Source organism: Pseudomonas mosselii (assembly GCF_019823065.1).
Taxonomy (GTDB): Bacteria; Pseudomonadota; Gammaproteobacteria; order Pseudomonadales; family Pseudomonadaceae; genus Aquipseudomonas; species Aquipseudomonas mosselii.
In genome coordinates, this window is record NZ_CP081966.1 from 4,333,006 (window position 1) to 4,351,437 (window position 18,432).

Below are 18,432 nucleotides of genomic sequence, written 5' to 3' on the forward strand. Positions count from 1 at the left end.
GCCATTGTACAGCGCCGGGGCGAAGTTACAACCTTTGATCGTGAAAAAACCATCATTTCTCAAGGACTTGTGGCAAATCTATCGCGGGGCAAGCCCGCGCCCACGCCTCATCACCCGCGGGAGCGGGCTTGCCCGGCGAAAGGCAAGCGGGTTCAGACGCCGATACCACGCTCCGCCAGGAAGCCCACGAACGACTCCTCGTCCATCACCGCGACGCCCAGCTCGGCAGCCTTGGCCAGCTTGGAGCCGGCGCCGGGCCCGGCGACCACGCAGTGGGTCTTGCCGGACACGGAGCCCGCCACCTTGGCCCCCAGGCTTTCCAACTTTTCCTTGGCGATATCACGGCTCATGCGCTCCAGGGTGCCGGTCAGCACCCAGGTCTGCCCCGCCAGCGGCAAGCCCTCGGCGGACTTCTTCTCGCACGACCAGTGCATGCCGAAGTCCAGCAACTGGGCCTCGATGGCACGGGCCAGTTGCTGGTTGGCCTCGACCTTGAAGAACTCGCGTACGCCTTCGGCCTGCTTGGTGTTCAGGGCCTGGCGCAGGTCGATACCGTCGGCGGCGATAATCCGCTCCAGGGTGCCCAGCTTGTCTACCAGTTTCTCGGCGCCGGTCGGGCCGACCGAGGGGATGTCGAGCTTGGCCAGCATTCCGGCCAGCGTGGTGCTGGCAGCGAACTCGGCGCCCAGCTCACCCTCGTCCTGCAACTGCATGCCGCAGGCCAGCAACTGCGCGATGACTTCGCGGTTGTGCGCGTCCTCGAAGAAGTTGTGGATCTCGTGGGCAACTTCCAGGCCGATGTCCGGCAGGTAGGTCAGTACCTGCGGCAACGCCACCTGCACTCGCGCCAGGCTGCCCAGGGACCGGGCCAGGACCTTGGCGGTCTCCTCGCCGACATCGGGGATGCCCAGCGCATAGATGAAGCGCGCCAGGCTCGGACGCTTGCTCGCCTCGATGGCAGCCAGCAGCTTGTTGCTCGACACCTCGGCAAAGCCTTCCAGCGCCACCACCTGGTCGAAGGTCAGGTGGTAGAGATCGGCCGGCGAGCGGATCAGGTTCTCGTCGACCAACTGCTCGACGCTCTTCTCGCCCAGGCCGTCGATGTCCATGGCCCGACGCGACACGTAGTGAATGATCGCCTGCTTGAGCTGGGCGGCGCAGCTCAGGCGCCCCACGCAACGGTACACCGCGCCTTCGCTGGTGGTTTCCTTGCCCTTGCTACGCTTGACCAGCTGGGTGCGCTCGACCTGCGAGCCGCACACCGGGCACTGCGTGGGCACCTCGACCGGCCGGGCGTCCTGCGGACGGCGGTCGAGCACCACCTGCATCACCTGCGGGATCACATCGCCGGCGCGGCGGATGATCACCGTGTCGCCGATGCGCAGGCCCAGCCGGGCGATCTCATCCATGTTATGCAGGGTGGCGTTGGACACCGTCACGCCGGCCACCTTGACCGGCTTGAGCCGCGCCACCGGCGTCACCGCGCCGGTGCGCCCGACCTGGAACTCGACGTCGAGCACCTCGGTGAGCTCCTCCATGGCCGGGAACTTGTGGGCGATCGCCCAGCGCGGCTCACGGGCGCGGAAGCCCAGTTCACGCTGGGAGGCCAGGCTGTTGACCTTGAACACCACGCCATCGATTTCGTAGGGCAGGCCGTTGCGGCGGGCGCCGATGTCGCGGTAGTAGTCCAGGCACTCTTCGATACCAGCGGCATGGCGCAGCTCGCGGCTGATCGGCAGCCCCCAGGTCTTGAGCTTCTCGAGGATGCCGATATGGCTGTCGCCAAAGGCCTCGGACACCTGGCCAACGCCATAGCAGCAGAACTCCAGCGGGCGGCTGGCGGTGATCTTCGAGTCCAGTTGGCGCAGGCTGCCGGCCGCGGCGTTGCGCGGGTTGGCGAAGGTCTTGCCGCCGGCTTCGGCCTGCGCGGCGTTGAGCCGGTCGAAACCCGCCTTGCTCATGTACACTTCGCCACGCACTTCCAGCACCGCCGGCCAGCCCTCGCCCTGCAGCTTGAGCGGGATGTTGCGCACGGTGCGCACGTTGGCGCTGATGTCCTCGCCGGTGGTGCCGTCACCGCGGGTGGCGCCCTGCACCAGCTGGCCATCACGGTACAGCAGGCTCACCGCCAGGCCGTCGAGCTTCGGCTCGCAGCTGTAGTCCACCGCCGCCTGATCGCCGCCCGGCAGGTCCAGGCCTTCCACCACGCGACGGCCGAAATCACGCAGGTCGCCCTCCTCGAAGGCGTTGCCCAGGCTGAGCATGGGCACTTCGTGACGGACCTGGCTGAACGCCGCCAACGCCGCGCCACCGACGCGCTGGGTCGGAGAGTCCGGGGTCACCAGGTGCGGGTGCTCGGCCTCCAGTGCCTTGAGCTCGTTGAACAGGCGGTCGTATTCGGCATCGGGCACGCTGGGTTCGTCGAGCACGTAGTAGCGGTAGTTGTGCTGGTCGAGTTCGGCGCGCAGGGCATGGATTCGGGATTCGGCGTTCATGGGTCGTCTTCTCTTGCAAAGCAAAAGAGCAGCCCCTGGCTGCTCTTTTGCTTGTGTCAGTGCGGCGCGGATCGAGGCTGGATCCGCCCGCTCGTAAACATCAGCGTTTCTGGGTCAGGGCGCGGCGCTCGAACTCGACGATGCGCTGGCGATAGTGCTCGATGGTCTGGGCGGTCAGCACGCTGCGCTGGTCGTCCTTGAGTTCACCGTTGAGCTCGTGGGCCAGCTTGCGCGCGGCAGCCACCATCACGTCGAAAGCCTGCTTGGGATGGCGCGGGCCGGGCAGACCGAGGAAGAAGCTCACCGCTCGGGTGCTGAAATGGTCGATGTCGTCCAGGTCGAACACGCCGGGCTTGACCGCGTTGGCCATGGAGAACAGCACTTCACCGTGGCCGGCCATGCTCTCGTGACGGTGGAAAATATCCATCTCGCCGAAGCGCAGGCCGCTTTCGAGGATGTTCTGCAGCAGTGCCGGGCCCTTGAAGCCACTCTCGTCACGGGAAATGACGCTGATCACCAGCACTTCCTCGGCCGGTGGCAGCTCCTTGGCCGGCGTGCTCGGCGCGGTAAAGCCGTTGGCGCGGGTGTTGTCGGCGGCGAAATCGTCGTCGCCCCCCTCGAACAGGTCGGGCTCGCGGGGCTCGGCGGCCAGGTTCAGGTCACCCTGCTGCGGCTCGCTATGGTTGCGCTTGCCGCGCTTGGCCTTGGCCGGCTTGGGTTCGCGCTCGCGCTCCCGTTCGCGCGCGGGGGCGCTCACCGACGGCAGGTCGGACTCGTCCAGCTCGGGCTCTTTGTGGGTTTCCAGCACACGCGCAGGGCCGAGCACCTCGGCGCTGCCGCTGTCGTCGTCCGGGGCGTTGGCGTAACTACGGTCCAGACGGAACTTCAACTTGCCCTTGCCGCCGCGCATGCGGCGCCAGCCGTCGAAAAGAATACCGGCGATGACAATGATGCCGATGACGATCAGCCACTCGCGCAGACCGATTTCCATGTAATCCCGTGCCTCTATAAAAAATATGCTTGAAAACAAAGGCTTCAAAGGCCTTTAACACGTGGCGCCAACTCTATGTTCTGACAGGCGTTTTACCCACGCAAAAAACAAGTGACATTAAGCTAGCACGACCAAAGGCAACTTTACACCGTCTGTCGCGTCTGCTGAGGCTTTTGCCTACATGTTCACACCCTTTCTTTACCCCTTACGCATCGACCATGGCCATAGCCTCTTCCACATCAACTGCTACAAGACGTGAACAGCCCGGCTCATGCATGGTCACCCCCATCAACTGGTCGGCCATTTCCATGGCGATCTTGTTGTGGGTGATGTAGATGAACTGCACGGTCTCGCTCATTTCCTTGACCAGGCGGGCATACCGCCCGACGTTGGCATCGTCCAGCGGTGCATCGACCTCGTCGAGCATGCAGAACGGTGCTGGGTTCAACTTGAAGATGGCGAACACCAGGGCCAGGGCCGTGAGTGCCTTCTCGCCGCCGGACAGCAGATGGATGGTGCTGTTCTTCTTGCCCGGCGGGCGCGCCATGATCGTCACCCCTGTATCGAGTAGATCTTCGCCCGTCAGTTCCAGATAAGCGCTGCCGCCACCGAAAACTTTTGGGAAAAGTGCCTGTAATCCGGCATTTATCTGATCAAAGGTATCCTTGAAGCGGTTGCGGGTTTCCTTGTCGATCTTGCGGATGACGTTTTCCAGGGTCTCCAGCGCCTCGACCAGGTCGGCGTCCTGGGCATCCAGGTAACGCTTGCGTTCGGACTGCTGTTCGTATTCCTCGATGGCCGCCAGGTTGATCGCGCCCAGGCGCTGGATACGTGCCTCGAGCTGCTCCAGGGCCTGCTCGGTGCCCTGCTCGCTGGCGTCGGCCTCGAGCGTGGCGAGCACGCCCTGAAGATCGTAGCCGTCGGCGAGCAATTGTTCCTGCAAGGTCTTGCGCCGCACATCCAACCCCTGGGACTCCAGGCGCTGCTGCTCCAGCTGGCCGCGCAGCAGTTGCGACTGCTGCTCGGCCTGGGTACGGCGCCGCTCGGCATCGCGCAGCTCGCGATCGGCCTCATCCATGTGCAGGCGCGCCTGACGCATTTCCTCGTCGACGCTCATGCGTCGTTCCAGCAGTTCCTCGAGCTTGAGGCGCAATTCTTCCAGCGGTGCCTCGCCCTCCTCCAGGTTCAGGTTCAACTGCTCCTGACGCTCGCTCAAGCGCGCGGCCTGCTGCTCCAGGCGTTCAAGCGCCTGGCGGGTCGAGTCGTGCTGGGCGCGCAGCGAGCCCAGGCGCACGGCCAGCTGGTGGGCATGGTCCTTGTGCTGGCGGGCCTCCTGACGGATGCGGTCAAGACCTTCGCGCAGGGTGTCGCGGCGCGCCATCAGCAGCTCTCGCTGTTCGGTATCCTGGGCCATCATGTCCAGGGCTTCCTGCAGCAACAGGCGCGCCTCGCCCAGTTGCTCGTGCTCCAGGGCGCGCTGCTCCTGCAGCTCGGCCAGTTCTTCCTGCAGGCGGCGGCGGCGCAGCTCCAGCTGTTCGGCACGGGCACGGCCGGCGGACAGGCGCGCCTTGAGCTCGCCATGCTGGCGGCTTTCGTCCTGGCTGCGACGGCGCAGTTGCTCGCGCTGCTCTTCCAGATCGAGCTGCTGCTCGCGCAGGCGTTGCAGCTGCTCGTCGAGCTGCTCGAGCAAGGCCTCCTGTTCCAACTGCTCCCGGCCCAGGCGCTCGATCTCCTGGCCACGGGCCAGCACGCCACCTTGGGCCTCGCCCCCTCGGCTGACCCGCAGGAAATGCCGCCCGACCCAATAGCCGTCGCGGCTGACCAGGCTCTGCCCGGCGCCCAGCGAGCCCCGCCGTGACAGGGCCTGTTCCAGGGTCTCCACCGGCATGACCTGGCCCAGCCAGGGCGACAGGTCGACGCTTCCTTCGACCTTGTCGAGCAGGCTGCCAGTAACACTCGCGCCCTGCGCGCCGACCATCAGCAGGCGCAGCTCGCCCTGCTCCAGCGCGGCGAATTCCAGGCCTGTGAAGTCATCCAGCAGCACCGCCTGCAGATCGGCGCCCAGCACAGTTTCCACCGCCAGCTCCCAGCCGGGCTCGACCCGCAGCCCCTCGGCCAGCCGTGGACGCTGCTCCAGGCCCTGGGCACGCAGCCAGTCGGCGGCCCCGACTCCCGGCTCCAGCGCGGCCTGCTGCAAGGCTTCGAGAGACGCCAGGCGCCCGCCCAGACGCTGCAGGTCGCCCTGCTGCTGTTGCTGCGCCTGGTTGGCCTGTTGCATCTGCTCGCGCAATGCGTCCAACTGCTCGACCACCCGCCGCTCCTGCAACTGGAGGTCTTCGAGCAGCAACTCACTGCTGGCCACCTGCTCGTCCAGGTCGCAGGTCTCGGTATCTTGCGAATCGCCGCCGAGCTGGTCACGCTCCTCGCCCAGCTTGCGCTGGCGCTCGGCCAGGCGTTCCAGGCTGGCCTCCAGCTGCGCCAGGCGCGCCTGCTGCACTTCGGCCTGGCGGCGCGGCTCGGCGGAGCGGGTGTTGAAACTGTCCCACTGCTCCTGCCAGCCGTGCATGCCCAGCTCGGCCTCCTCCAGGGTCGCGGCGGCCTCCTCGGCCGCGGCCAGGGTCAGTTCCTGCTCGGGTTCGAGCATGGCCAGTTCTTCACCCAGGGTCGCCAGCAAGGTGCGGTCGTGCCCCAGGTGCGATTCGGTTTCCAGACGGCTGCGTTCGGCCTCCTTGAGGTCATCCTGCAACTGACGCAGGCGCTGCTGGCCGTGCTGGATGCTCTGCTCGACCCGGGCGATATCGCCGGCCACCGAATAGAAGCGGCCCTGCACCTGGTTGAAGCGCTCGGACAGCTCATGATGGCCGTCGCGCAGGCGCTCGATGCTGGCATCGGCGTTACGCTGCTCGGCCACCAGGGCCTCGAAGGCGATCTCCTGGTCGCCAATGACCGTCTCACGCTGACGCACCCGCTGGTCCAGGTCGCGCCAGCGCAGGGCCGCCAGACGCGCCTTGAGCTGGCGCTCCTCGGCCTTGTACTCGCGGTACTTCTCGGCGGCCTGGGCCTGGCGGTGCAGGCGCTCGAGCTGGCGTTCCAGCTCTTCGCGCAGGTCGGTCAGGCGCGCCAGGTTCTCCTGGGTGCGGCGGATGCGGTTCTCGGTCTCGCGGCGGCGCTCCTTGTACTTGGAGATGCCTGCCGCCTCCTCGATGAAGTTGCGCAGCTCTTCGGGCTTGGCCTCGATCAGCTTGGAGATCATGCCCTGTTCGATGATCGAGTAGCTGCGCGGCCCCAGGCCCGTGCCGAGGAAGATATCGGTGATATCACGGCGCCGGCACTTGGTACCGTTGAGGTAATAGGTGTTCTGCCCGTCGCGAGTGACCTTGCGGCGGATCGAGATCTCGGCGTAGGCGGCGTACTCACCGACCAGCGAGTTGTCGCTGTTGTCGAACACCAGCTCGATGCTGGCCTGGCTGACCGGCTTGCGGCTGGTGGAGCCGTTGAAGATGACATCGGTCATCGACTCGCCACGCAGGTTCTTGGCCGAGCTTTCGCCCATCACCCAGCGCACCGCGTCGATGATGTTGGACTTGCCGCAGCCATTGGGGCCGACCACGGCCGCCATGTTGCTGGGAAAATTGACCGTGGTCGGGTCGACGAAGGACTTGAACCCGGCCAGGCGGATGCACTTCAAGCGCATCGATCAGACCCGCGCCAGCGCCGCCAGCACCAGTTCGCAACTGCGCTGGCAATAGGCGGTGAGCACCTCGCGGATGCGCGGCAGGTCGCGGGCGACCACGGCTTCGAGCAGGCAGGCGAACAGCTCCAGGTAGTCGACCATGTTGGCCTGGCGCTGGTCCAGGGCCAGGTAGTAGGCGCGGCTCATGGCCGGCTGCAAGTTCTCGACGGTTTCCTGCAGGTACGGGTTGTTGGCGAACGGATAGGCTGCGCGCATCACCGCGAAACTGTCGGCGACGAAGGCCTTGATGTCCTTGGCGGCGTGGGCCTGCTTGAGGCGCTGCTGGATGTCCAGGAACGGGCGCAGGTCGCTGTCGCTGCGCCAATGCTGTGCAACGGCGTTGCCCAGCAGGATGTAGAACTCGCCCATCAGGGTGCACAGGCTGCGCACGCTGTTTTCGTCCAGCTCGGTCACATGGGCCCCGCGGCGCGGCAGGATCGCCACCAGATGGCGGCGTTCGAGGATGAGCAGCGCCTCGCGCACCGAGCCGCGGCTGACGTTGAGGGCCTGGGTGACCTTCTGCTCCTGGATGCGCTCGCCGGGTGCGAGTTCGCCGCGGATGATCCGCTCGGCCAGGTAGTGGGCAATTTGCTCGGAGAGGCTGTCCGGCGCCTTGAACGTCATGGTTTTCCTTCGCGATCTGGGTAGCTGTGCACAAGGGCGCGATTGTAGCGCACTTGTCCCATGCCCGCGCAGCGGCGCGACGCGCTTTGTGCGACTGGCGGGTCAACTTTCCCACTCGGCGCGAACTATGCTTGGAGAAAGGCTCGATGAAGCGGTTCGGAAGGCCTCTGGGCAAAATCTTGACCTTTGGGTCAGAAAATTATTGACCTCAGGGTCAAGCGTTGCTTAGAGTCCGCCCGAACAACAATAAAACCATTGCGAGGCCCTCCCCCGTGATCCAGTTTCTCGTCAACCAGGAGCTGCGCAGCGAGCACGCCCTGGACCCGAACATGACGGTGCTGCAATACCTGCGCGAGCACCTGGGCAAACCCGGCACCAAGGAAGGCTGCGCCAGCGGCGACTGCGGCGCCTGCACCGTGGTCGTCGGCGAACTCGTCCAGGACGATCAAGGCAGCGACAGCATCCGCTACCGCAGCCTCAACTCATGCCTGACGTTCGTGTCCTCCCTGCACGGCAAGCAGCTGATCAGCGTCGAGGGTCTCAAGCACCAAGGTGAACTGCACAGCGTGCAGAAGGCCATGGCCGACTGCCATGGTTCGCAGTGCGGCTTCTGCACCCCCGGTTTTGTCATGTCGCTGTTCGCCCTGCAGAAGAACAGCGAGGGCCACGACCTGCACCAGGCCCAGGAGGCCCTGGCCGGCAACCTGTGCCGCTGCACCGGCTACCGGCCGATCCTTGCCGCCGCCGAGCAGAGCTGCGCCCAACCCTGTCGTGACCAATTCGACGCCCAGCAGGCGCAGACCATCGCTCGTCTCAAGGCCATCGCCCCGCAACAGACCGGCGAGCTCAACAGCGGCGACAAGCGCTGCCTGGTGCCGCTGACCGTGGCCGACCTGGCCGACCTCTACAGTTCGCACCCCGAGGCGCGCCTGCTGGCCGGCGGCACCGACCTGGCGCTGGAGGTCACCCAGTTCCATCGCACCCTGCCGGTGATGATCTACGTCGGCCATGTCGCCGAACTCAAGCGCATCGACAAGACCGCCACCCACCTGGAGATCGGCGCCGCCACCCCGCTGACCGACTGCTACACCGCGCTCAACCAGGAGTACCCCGATTTCGGCGACCTGCTGCACCGCTTCGCCTCGCTGCAGATCCGCAACCAGGGCACCCTGGGCGGCAACATCGGCAACGCCTCGCCGATCGGCGACTCGCCGCCCCTGCTGATCGCCCTGGACGCGCAGATCGTCCTGCGCCAGGGCGAGCGCCAGCGTACCCTGGCCCTGGAAGACTACTTCATCGACTACCGCATCACCGCGCGCCAGGACAGCGAGTTCATCGAGAAGATCATCGTGCCGCGCGCCAGCAATGACTGGGCGTTCCGCGCCTATAAAGTGTCCAAGCGCCTGGACGACGATATCTCCGCCGTGTGCGCGGCGTTCAACCTGAGCATCGAGAACGGCGTGGTCAGCGGCGTGCGCATCGCCTTCGGCGGCATGGCGGCGATCCCCAAACGCGCCCGCGCCTGCGAGGCCGCGCTGCGCGGCAAGCCATGGAACCAGGCCAGCATCGAGCGTGCCTGCCAGGCCCTGGCCGAGGACTTCACCCCGCTGAGCGACTTCCGCGCCAGCCGCGAGTACCGCCTGCTGACCGCGCAGAACCTGCTGCGCAAGTACTTCATCGAACTGCAAACGCCGCACATCGAAACCCGGGTGACCGCCTATGTCTAACCATCACGCCGTCAAGAGCCAGGCCGAGATGGCCGCACTGTTCAGCCAGGACCTGACCACCGGGGTCGGCCGCAGCCTCAAGCACGACAGCGCCGACAAGCATGTGGCGGGCGAGGCGGTGTACATCGACGACCGCCTGGAATTCCCCAACCAGCTGCACGTCTATGCGCGCACCGCGGATCGCGCCCATGCGCGCATCCTGCGCATCGACACCACGCCCTGCTACCAGTTCGAAGGCGTGCGCATTGCCATCACCCACGAGGACATTCCGGGGCTCAAGGACATCGGCCCGGTGGTGGCCGGCGACCCGCTGCTGGCCATCGACAAGGTCGAGTTCTTCGGCCAGCCGGTGCTTGCCGTGGCCGCCCGCGACCTGGACACCGCCCGTCGCGCTGCCATGGCCGCCATCGTCGAATACGAAGATCTGGAACCGGTGCTCGATGTGGTCGAGGCGCTGCGCAAGAAACACTTCGTGCTCGACAGCCACACCCACAAGCGCGGCGATTCGGACGCAGCCCTGGCCAGCGCCCCGCACCGCATCCAGGGCAGTCTGCACATCGGCGGCCAGGAGCACTTCTATCTGGAAACCCAGATCAGCTCGGTGCTGCCCAGCGAAGACGGCGGCATGATCGTGTACTGCTCCACGCAGAACCCCACCGAGGTGCAGAAGCTGGTCGCCGAGGTGCTCGACGTGCCGATGCACAAGATCGTCGTCGACATGCGCCGCATGGGCGGCGGCTTCGGCGGCAAGGAAACCCAGGCCGCCAGCCCCGCCTGCCTGTGCGCGGTGATCGCGCGCCTGACCGGCCAGCCGACCAAGATGCGCCTGCCCCGTGTCGAAGACATGATGATGACCGGCAAGCGCCATCCGTTCTACGTCGAGTATGACGTCGGCTTCGACGACACTGGCCGCCTGCACGGCATCAACTTCGACCTGGCCGGCAACTGCGGCTACTCGCCCGACCTGTCCGGCTCGATCGTCGACCGCGCCATGTTCCACTCCGACAACGCCTACTACCTGGGCGACGCCACGGTGCACGGCCACCGCTGCAAGACCAACACCGCCTCCAACACCGCCTACCGCGGCTTCGGCGGCCCGCAAGGGATGGTTGCCATCGAGCAGGTGATGGACCATATCGCCCGCCACCTGGCGCTGGACCCGCTGGCGGTGCGCAAGGCCAACTACTACGGCAAGACCGAGCGCAACGTCACCCACTACTACCAGACCGTCGAGCACAACATGCTCGAGGAGATGACCGCCGAGATCGAGGCGAGCAGCGACTACCACGAGCGCCGCGAATCCATCCGCCGCTTCAACGCCAACAGCCCGGTGCTGAAAAAGGGCCTGGCGCTGACCCCGGTGAAGTTCGGCATCTCGTTCACCGCCACCTTCCTCAACCAGGCCGGTGCCTTGATCCACATCTATACCGACGGCAGCATCCACCTCAACCACGGCGGCACCGAGATGGGCCAAGGCCTGAACACCAAGGTGGCCCAGGTGGTGGCCCAGGTGTTCCAGGTCGACTTCAACCGTATCCAGATCACCGCCACCAACACCGACAAGGTACCCAACACCTCGCCGACCGCGGCCTCCAGCGGCGCCGACCTGAACGGCAAGGCGGCGCAGAATGCCGCCGAGATCCTCAAGAAACGCCTGACCGAGTTCGCCGCCCGGCACTACAACGTCACCGAGGAAGACGTCGAGTTCCGCAACGGCCATGTACGCGTGCGCGACCAGATCGTCAGCTTCGAGCACCTGGTGCAGCAGGCCTACTTCGCTCAGGTGTCGCTGTCGACCACCGGTTTCTACCGCACGCCGAAGATCTTCTACGATCGCGCCCAGGCCCGCGGCCGGCCGTTTTACTACTACGCCTTCGGTGCGGCGTGCGTGGAGGTGATCGTCGACACCCTGACCGGCGAGTACAAGATGCTGCGCGCCGACATCCTGCACGACGTCGGTGACTCGCTGAACCCGGCCATCGATATCGGCCAGGTCGAAGGCGGCTTCGTCCAGGGCATGGGCTGGCTGACCACCGAGGAGCTGGTGTGGAACGCCAAGGGCAAGCTGATGACCAACGGCCCGGCCAGCTACAAGATCCCGGCGGTGGCCGACATGCCGATCGACATGCGCGTCAAGCTGGTGGAGAACCGCAAGAACCCCGAGGACACAGTGTTCCATTCCAAGGCCGTGGGCGAGCCGCCGTTCATGCTCGGCATCGCCGCCTGGTGCGCGATCAAGGACGCGGTGGCGAGCATCGCCGACTACCGTGTACAGCCCGAGATCGACGCACCGTCGACGCCGGAGCGGGTGTTGTGGGGCTGCGAGCAGATGCGCAAGGCGGTGGCCGCGGCTCAGCCTGCCGAACAGCAACTGGAACCCGTGACGCACTGACGCCGCGCTCCCTGTAGGCGCGACCTTGCGTTGCGCCCACAGGGGACCGAGGAGGACTGAAGACATGCACCAATGGATCAACGCCCTCGCCGACCATCAAGCCCGCGGCGAACCCTGCGTCCTGGTGACCATCATCGAGGAACGCGGCTCCACGCCGCGCAACGCCGGCTCGAAAATGGTGGTCAGCGCCAGCGCGCTGTACGACACCATCGGCGGCGGCCACCTGGAATTCAAGGCCCTGCACATCGCCCGGCAGATGCTCGAGGAACATCGCAGCACCCCGCATCTGGAGCGTTTCAGCCTTGGCGCCAGCCTCGGCCAGTGCTGCGGCGGCGCCACCGTGCTGCTGTTCGAGCCGATGACCGGCGTGCAGGCCGAGATCGCGGTGTTCGGCGCGGGCCATGTCGGCCGCGCTCTGGTACCCTTGCTCGCCGCGCTGCCCTGCCGGGTGCGCTGGATCGACTCGCGCGAGCAGGAGTTCCCCGACGTCATCCCCAACGGGGTGAGCCGGATCGTCAGCGAAGAGCCGGTCGACGAAGTCGCCGACCTGCCCGCCGGCAGCTACTGCATCGTCATGACCCACAACCACCAGCTGGACCTGGAACTGACCGCCGCGATCCTCAAGCGCAACGATTTCACCTGGTTCGGCCTGATCGGCTCGAAGACCAAGCGCGTCAAGTTCGAGCACCGCCTGCGCGAGCGCGGTTTCGACGACGCCCTGATGGCGCGAATGCGCTGCCCGATGGGCCTGGCCGAGGTCAAGGGCAAGCTGCCGATCGAGATCGCCGTGTCCATCGCCGCCGAGATCATTGCCACCTACAACGCCTGTTTCGGCCAGCACGACGCTGCCGCCAACTCAGGCTCCATCGCCCAGTTGCTGCCGTCCTCGCGACGCAGCCAGACCCTTTGACGAGAGCCCCATGAGCGCAACCCGCAAAGCCTACCGAGCCGCCATCCTGCACAGCATCGCCGACCCCGCCGAGGTCGGCCTGGAGGCGTCCTGCGAATACTATGAAGATGGCCTGCTGGTGGTCGACAACGGCCGCATCAGCGCCCTGGGCCATGCCAGCGAGCTGCTGCCGACCCTCGACGCCGATATTCCGGTACAGCACTACCAGGACGCCCTGATCACCCCGGGCTTCATCGACACCCACATCCACTTCCCGCAGACCGGCATGATCGGCTCCTACGGCGAGCAACTGCTGGACTGGCTGAACACCTACACCTTCCCCTGCGAGAAGCAGTTCGCCGACAAGGCCCACGCCGACCAGGTGGCGAAGATCTTCCTCAAGGAACTGCTGCGCAACGGCACCACCACCGCCCTGGTGTTTGGCAGCGTGCACCCCGAGTCGGTCAACGCCCTGTTCGAGGAGGCCGAGCGCCTTGACCTGCGCATGATCGCCGGCAAGGTGATGATGGACCGCAACGCCCCCGACTACCTGACCGACACCGCCGAATCCAGCTACCGCGACAGCAAGGCGCTGATCGAGCGCTGGCACGGCAAGGGCCGCCTGCACTACGCGGTCACCCCACGCTTCGCGCCGACCAGCACGCCGGAGCAGCTGAGCGTGGCCGGCCAGTTGCTCAAGGAGCACCCGGGCGTGTACATGCACACCCACCTGTCGGAGAACCTCAAGGAGATCGACTGGGTCAAGTCGCTGTTCCCCGAGCAGAAAGGCTACCTGGACGTCTACGACCACTTCGAGCTGCTCGGCGAGCGCTCGGTGTTCGCCCACGGCGTGCACCTGTGCGACGACGAATGCCAGCGCCTGGCCGAGACCGGCTCGGCCATCGCCTTCTGCCCGACCTCCAACCTGTTCCTGGGCAGCGGCCTGTTCAACCTGCCCCAGGCCGAGCGTTTCAAGGTCAACGTGGGCTTGGGCACCGACGTCGGCGCCGGCACCAGTTTCTCGCTGCTCAATACCTTGAACGAGGCATACAAGGTGATGCAGTTGCAAGGCGCGCGCCTGCACCCGTACAAGTCGCTGTACCTGGCCACCCTCGGCGGCGCCCGCGCCCTGCGCCTGGACGACCGCATCGGCAGCCTGCGCCCGGGCAATGACGCCGACTTCGTGGTGCTCGACTACAAGGCCACGCCGCTGCTGGACTTCCGTCTGCAGCAGTCGAAGAACATCGAGGAGACCTTGTTCGTGCTCACCACCCTGGGCGACGACCGCACCGTACGCGAGACCTACGCCGCCGGGCGTTGCGTGCACCAGCGCTAAGGCTGTTTCGCCAGGCCTCGATAGAGCGCACCGCCGATCGCCGCGCCGATCAGCGGTGCCACCCAGAACAGCCACAGCTGCTGGACGGCCCAGCCACCGACGAACAACGCCGGCCCCGTGCTGCGCGCCGGGTTCACCGAGGTGTTGGTTACCGGGATCGAGATCAGATGGATCAGGGTCAGCGCCAGGCCGATGGCGATCGGCGCGAACCCCGCCGGCGCCCGGGCATCGGTGGCGCCCATGATGATCACCAGGAACATCGCGGTCATCACCACCTCACTGGCAAAGCCTGCCGCCAAGGTGTACCCGCCGGGCGAGTGCTCGCCGTAGCCGTTTGAAGCCAACCCATTGGCCAGCTCGAAACCGGCCTTGCCGCTGGCGATGAAGTAGATCACCGCTGCGGCGAGGATCGCGCCGATCACCTGGGCGATCACATAGGGCAGCAACTCCTTCGCCGGGAAGCGCCCGCCCACCACCAGGCCGAACGACACGGCGGGATTGAGGTGACAACCGGAGATATGACCGATGGCGAAGGCCATGGTCAGGACCGTCAGGCCGAAGGCGAAGGCAACACCGAGGACACCGATGCCGACCGGGGAACTGGCGGCCAGCACCGCGCTGCCGCACCCGCCAAGGACCAACCAGAACGTGCCGACCAACTCGGCACCCATGCGCACACCCAGGGACGAACTCATGGAGCATTCCTCAAGTAATTGGACGCAACGACTGCGCAAGCCCAACTGCCTGATGAAGGTTTGCTGAAGAGAAATCTAGCAGAGCTTTGGCCGGTGGCCAGAAACGACCAGGGGCCGCAAAGCGGCCCCTGGTTCATGCAGGCAAACGATCAACCCTTGGCGGTGGCCTTGGGCTTTTTCAGCAGGTGCGAGAACACCGCGTGCAGATCGTCCGAGGCGCTCTCCTCGTCGAGGTTGAGCTTGCTGTCGATATGATCCATGTGGTGCATCATCAGGCTCACCGCCTGTTCGGCGTCACGGGCCTCGATGGCGTCGATCAGTTGCATGTGCTCGTCGTACGAGCAGTGCGAGCGGTTGCCGCTTTCGTACTGGGCGATGATCAGCGAGGTCTGCGACACCAGGCTGCGCTGGAAACTCACTAGTGGCGCATTGCCTGCGGCCTCGGCCAGCTTGAGGTGGAATTCGCCGGACAGACGAATACCGGCGCCGCGGTCGCCGCGGGAGAAGCTGTCGCGCTCCTCGCGGACCATCTGGCGCAGTTCGTTGAGCTGCTCGGCGGTGGCGTGCTGCACGGCCAGTTCGGTGATGGCGCGCTCGACCATGCGCCGAGAGAAGAACACCTGGCGCGCCTCTTCCACCGTCGGGCTGGCCACCACCGCGCCGCGGTTCGGCCGCAGCAGCACCACGCTTTCATGAGCCAGGCGCGACAGGGCGCGGCGGATGATGGTGCGGCTGACGCCGAAAATTTCGCCCAGTGCTTCCTCGCTCAACTTGGTGCCCGGGGCCAGGCGCTGCTCGAGGATCGCCTCGAAGATGTGCGCGTAGACGATGTCGTCCTGGGTACCGCTGCGGCCGGCCTTGCCGGTACGCGCAGGTTTTTTCAGAGGTTGCAGCTGTTCGTTCATGGGCGCTCGAGCACAAGGGATCTGCCAGTCGGACCGTGACTGTAATGCCCGTCGACGGGGGGATGGCAAGTCCGGAAAGAAGATAATGGGCCAAGGTATGGCGCCATTGTACACAGGCTGACCCGTTTCTGCAGGTGGCCTTTTACCTATATAGCCGTTGTACGACCGTTTGTACGCACAAAAGATAAAACATTATTTGCTTTATTTGTACACAAAAGCATAATCCTGCGAGCAACTTCCTGACCCATAAGTCAACAAAATGGTCGGACGTCTGCCACACCCTCCCTCGCGAAGCCCCCAAGTGCGTCGGCTCAGGACCAGGCTTCGAACAACAAGAAAGACTTGAGGAGTACTCGCTGTGGAAAGCCGCAAATCCGAAGCACCTACGCTGGATCTCGCCCCACCGCTCGAATCGGGCTGGCTGGAGCGGATTTTCAAACTCAAGCGACACGGCACGACCGTCAGGACCGAACTGATCGCCGGGGTGACCACCTTCATCACCATGGCCTACATCATCTTCGTCAACCCCAACATCATGGCCGACGCCGGTATCGACCACGGCGCGGCGTTCGTCGCCACCTGCATCGCCGCCGCCCTGGGCTGCCTGCTGATGGGCCTGTACGCCAACTGGCCTGTGGGCCTGGCGCCGGGCATGGGGCTCAACGCCTTTTTCACCTACACCGTGGTCGGCACCATGGGCTACAACTGGGAAACGGCGCTGGGGGCGGTATTCGTCTCGGGCGTGCTGTTCATGTTCCTGACGGTTTCGCGGGTGCGCGAGTGGCTACTCAACAGCATCCCGGTAAGCCTGCGCCATGCCATGGGAGCCGGCGTCGGATTGTTCCTCGGGCTGATCGGCCTGAAGACCGCCGGCATCATCGTCGACAGCCCGGCCACCCTGGTCAAGCTGGGCTCGCTGCATGAGCCCGGCCCGCTGCTGGCGGCCGTGTGCTTCCTGTTGATCGCCATCCTCAGCTACAAGCGGGTGTTCGGCGCGATCCTGATCAGCATCATCGGCGTCACCCTGGCCGGCTGGGGCCTGGGCTTGGTCAAGTTCGGCGGGGTAATGTCGATGCCGCCGAGCCTGGCGCCGACCTGGATGGCCATGGACGTGGCCGGGGTGTTCAACGTCAGCATGATCAGCGTGGTGCTGGCGTTCCTGTTCGTGCACATGTTCGACACCGCCGGCACGCTGATGGGCGTGGCCCAGCGCGCCAACCTGGTGGCGCCGGACGGACGCATCGAGAACCTGTCACGGGCGCTCAAGGCCGACAGCACCTCCAGCGTGTTCGGCGCGGTGGTCGGCGTGCCGCCGGTGACCAGCTACGTGGAAAGTGCCGCGGGTGTGGCGGCGGGTGGGCGTACCGGCCTGACGGCCGTGGTGGTCGGCGCGCTGTTCGTTGCCGCGATGTTCTTCGCCCCGCTGGCCGGGATGATTCCGGCCTATGCCACCGCCGGCGCGTTGATCTACGTGGCGATGCTGATGATGGGCAGCATGGCGCATATCGAGTGGGACGAAGCCACCGACAGCATTCCGGCGATCGTCACGGTGATCATGATGCCGCTGACCTTCTCGGTGGCGGACGGCATCGCCCTGGGCTTCATCAGCTACGTGGCGCTGAAGGCGGGTACCGGCAAGTACAAGGAAATTTCGGCCAGCCTGTGGGTGCTGTGCGCCATCTTCATTGCGAAGTTTGTGTTCCTCTGATCAGCGAGATTCATTCGACTCACCTCGGGCAGCCGCAGCGGCCCGAGGTGCCACGTTCGGCTGTGCCCTTCTGACATTTTTGATAGGTGTAAATCCGCTGCAAGCACGCTACTACTAGCGGGAAAAGCCCTCCTCGCAGGAGTATCAAAAATCATGTTTATTCACATATTGGCAACAGACTGGGCCCACTCAGTCATGCAAGCCCAGTCCATCCCAAACGCCTATACACCCTATGGAAGCAAGGTACACAGGCCAGGCGTACGGACCGGCTTCAGTGGGCAGATTCCAGACCCCAGCACCGGCCATTATCATCTGGGCAACGGTCACCGTCTGCTCCACCCCCACCTCATGCGCTTCATTAGCCCAGATCCGCTAAGTCCCTTCGGAGAAGGTGGCAGCAATAGTTACACCTATTGCGCAGGCGACCCGATCAATAAACATGACCCTACTGGCGGTGTCACTGCTTTCATCAAGGAGATGCATCAACAATTCACGACTTCGTTTATACGCAATACCGTGCCCGGCGCCACACCGGGACGCGTCTTGGCCACGCCGGAAGCCAAGCAGATCGTCAATGCCCCAAACAAATCGTTTTTTGGAGAACGTGTCGCCGGCGCCTACATTGCAAAAGACAGTAATGGGGCCCCGCCCTTGCCCCAACATCTCCAGACTCGTTACGCAGAAACCGTGCAACAGGCGAATAGGGGGGAAATCCCCTCTGTCGTCGCCCATCTGGAGATGGCAAACACCTGGCTGAAATTCAACGGTACTCCAGAAGCGGTTGCCGCAAAAATCACACCCGGAACCATAGCAACCGCTGTAGTCGGCCACCTGCTGGGCGCAGCGACGGCTGGAGGCGCGGACATAGCTGCCTTGAAAACCGGAAGAGCATTGAATCTTTCCAGCACCGTAGAGAAAGTCAGGGAGTAAGGCTCCA

Annotated in this window: 12 protein-coding genes; 6 read left to right on the forward strand and 6 right to left on the reverse strand. The window is 65.1% G+C overall.

The window, feature by feature from the left end; genetic code table 11:
- Positions 1 to 152: 152 nt before the first annotated feature.
- The 4 genes from ligA to K5H97_RS20050 form a co-directional block, all read right to left on the reverse strand.
- Positions 153 to 2,495, reverse strand: coding sequence for an NAD-dependent DNA ligase LigA (gene ligA / locus K5H97_RS20035; RefSeq protein WP_028692858.1), 2,343 nt, complete (start codon positions 2,493 to 2,495; stop codon positions 153 to 155).
- A gap of 100 nt (positions 2,496 to 2,595) precedes the next feature.
- On the reverse strand, positions 2,596 to 3,486 hold the full coding sequence (gene zipA, locus K5H97_RS20040) for a cell division protein ZipA (RefSeq protein WP_028692857.1): 891 nt from the start codon (positions 3,484 to 3,486) through the stop codon (positions 2,596 to 2,598).
- A 205-nt stretch (positions 3,487 to 3,691) separates the two neighbouring features.
- Positions 3,692 to 7,180, reverse strand: coding sequence for a chromosome segregation protein SMC (smc, locus tag K5H97_RS20045; RefSeq protein WP_028692856.1), 3,489 nt, complete (start codon positions 7,178 to 7,180; stop codon positions 3,692 to 3,694).
- A gap of 3 nt (positions 7,181 to 7,183) precedes the next feature.
- Entirely contained in the window at positions 7,184 to 7,843 is a 660-nt protein-coding gene (locus K5H97_RS20050; protein ID WP_028692855.1) for a GntR family transcriptional regulator, read from the reverse strand.
- Between the two features lie 272 nt (positions 7,844 to 8,115).
- Here K5H97_RS20050 and xdhA point away from each other — a divergent pair, with 272 nt between their 5' ends.
- The 4 genes from xdhA to guaD all read left to right on the forward strand — a co-directional run bounded on the left by xdhA (position 8,116) and on the right by guaD (position 14,187).
- A complete protein-coding gene (gene xdhA, locus K5H97_RS20055) occupies positions 8,116 to 9,570 on the forward strand; it encodes a xanthine dehydrogenase small subunit (RefSeq protein WP_028692854.1) in 1,455 nt (484 codons plus the stop codon).
- Positions 9,563 to 11,962 (forward strand): xanthine dehydrogenase molybdopterin binding subunit, encoded by a 2,400-nt coding sequence (gene xdhB, locus K5H97_RS20060; protein ID WP_028692853.1) that lies wholly within the window; start codon positions 9,563 to 9,565, stop codon positions 11,960 to 11,962. Before xdhA ends, xdhB begins: the two co-directional genes overlap by 8 nt.
- 64 nt (positions 11,963 to 12,026) lie before the next feature.
- The gene (gene xdhC, locus K5H97_RS20065; RefSeq protein ID WP_028692852.1) at positions 12,027 to 12,872 is read left to right on the forward strand and encodes a xanthine dehydrogenase accessory protein XdhC; all 846 of its coding nucleotides are present in this window, start codon (positions 12,027 to 12,029) and stop codon (positions 12,870 to 12,872) included.
- Between the two features lie 10 nt (positions 12,873 to 12,882).
- Positions 12,883 to 14,187, forward strand: a complete 1,305-nt coding sequence (guaD, locus tag K5H97_RS20070) for a guanine deaminase (RefSeq protein ID WP_028692851.1) — start codon at positions 12,883 to 12,885, stop codon at positions 14,185 to 14,187.
- Here the strand turns inward: guaD and aqpZ are convergent.
- Together aqpZ and K5H97_RS20080 are read right to left on the reverse strand one after the other, a co-directional pair.
- A complete protein-coding gene (gene aqpZ, locus K5H97_RS20075) occupies positions 14,184 to 14,882 on the reverse strand; it encodes an aquaporin Z (protein WP_028692850.1) in 699 nt (232 codons plus the stop codon). The two genes, guaD and aqpZ, sit on opposite strands and share 4 nt — an antisense overlap.
- Positions 14,883 to 15,031: 149 nt before the next feature.
- On the reverse strand, positions 15,032 to 15,787 hold the full coding sequence (locus K5H97_RS20080) for a GntR family transcriptional regulator (RefSeq protein WP_028692849.1): 756 nt from the start codon (positions 15,785 to 15,787) through the stop codon (positions 15,032 to 15,034).
- A 358-nt stretch (positions 15,788 to 16,145) separates the two neighbouring features.
- Between K5H97_RS20080 and K5H97_RS20085 the strand changes: the two genes are divergently transcribed.
- Together K5H97_RS20085 and K5H97_RS20090 are read left to right on the forward strand one after the other, a co-directional pair.
- Entirely contained in the window at positions 16,146 to 17,495 is a 1,350-nt protein-coding gene (locus K5H97_RS20085) for an NCS2 family permease (RefSeq protein WP_028692848.1), read from the forward strand.
- A gap of 153 nt (positions 17,496 to 17,648) precedes the next feature.
- A complete protein-coding gene (locus tag K5H97_RS20090; protein WP_051555771.1) occupies positions 17,649 to 18,425 on the forward strand; it encodes an RHS repeat-associated core domain-containing protein in 777 nt (258 codons plus the stop codon).
- Positions 18,426 to 18,432 lie beyond the last annotated feature (7 nt).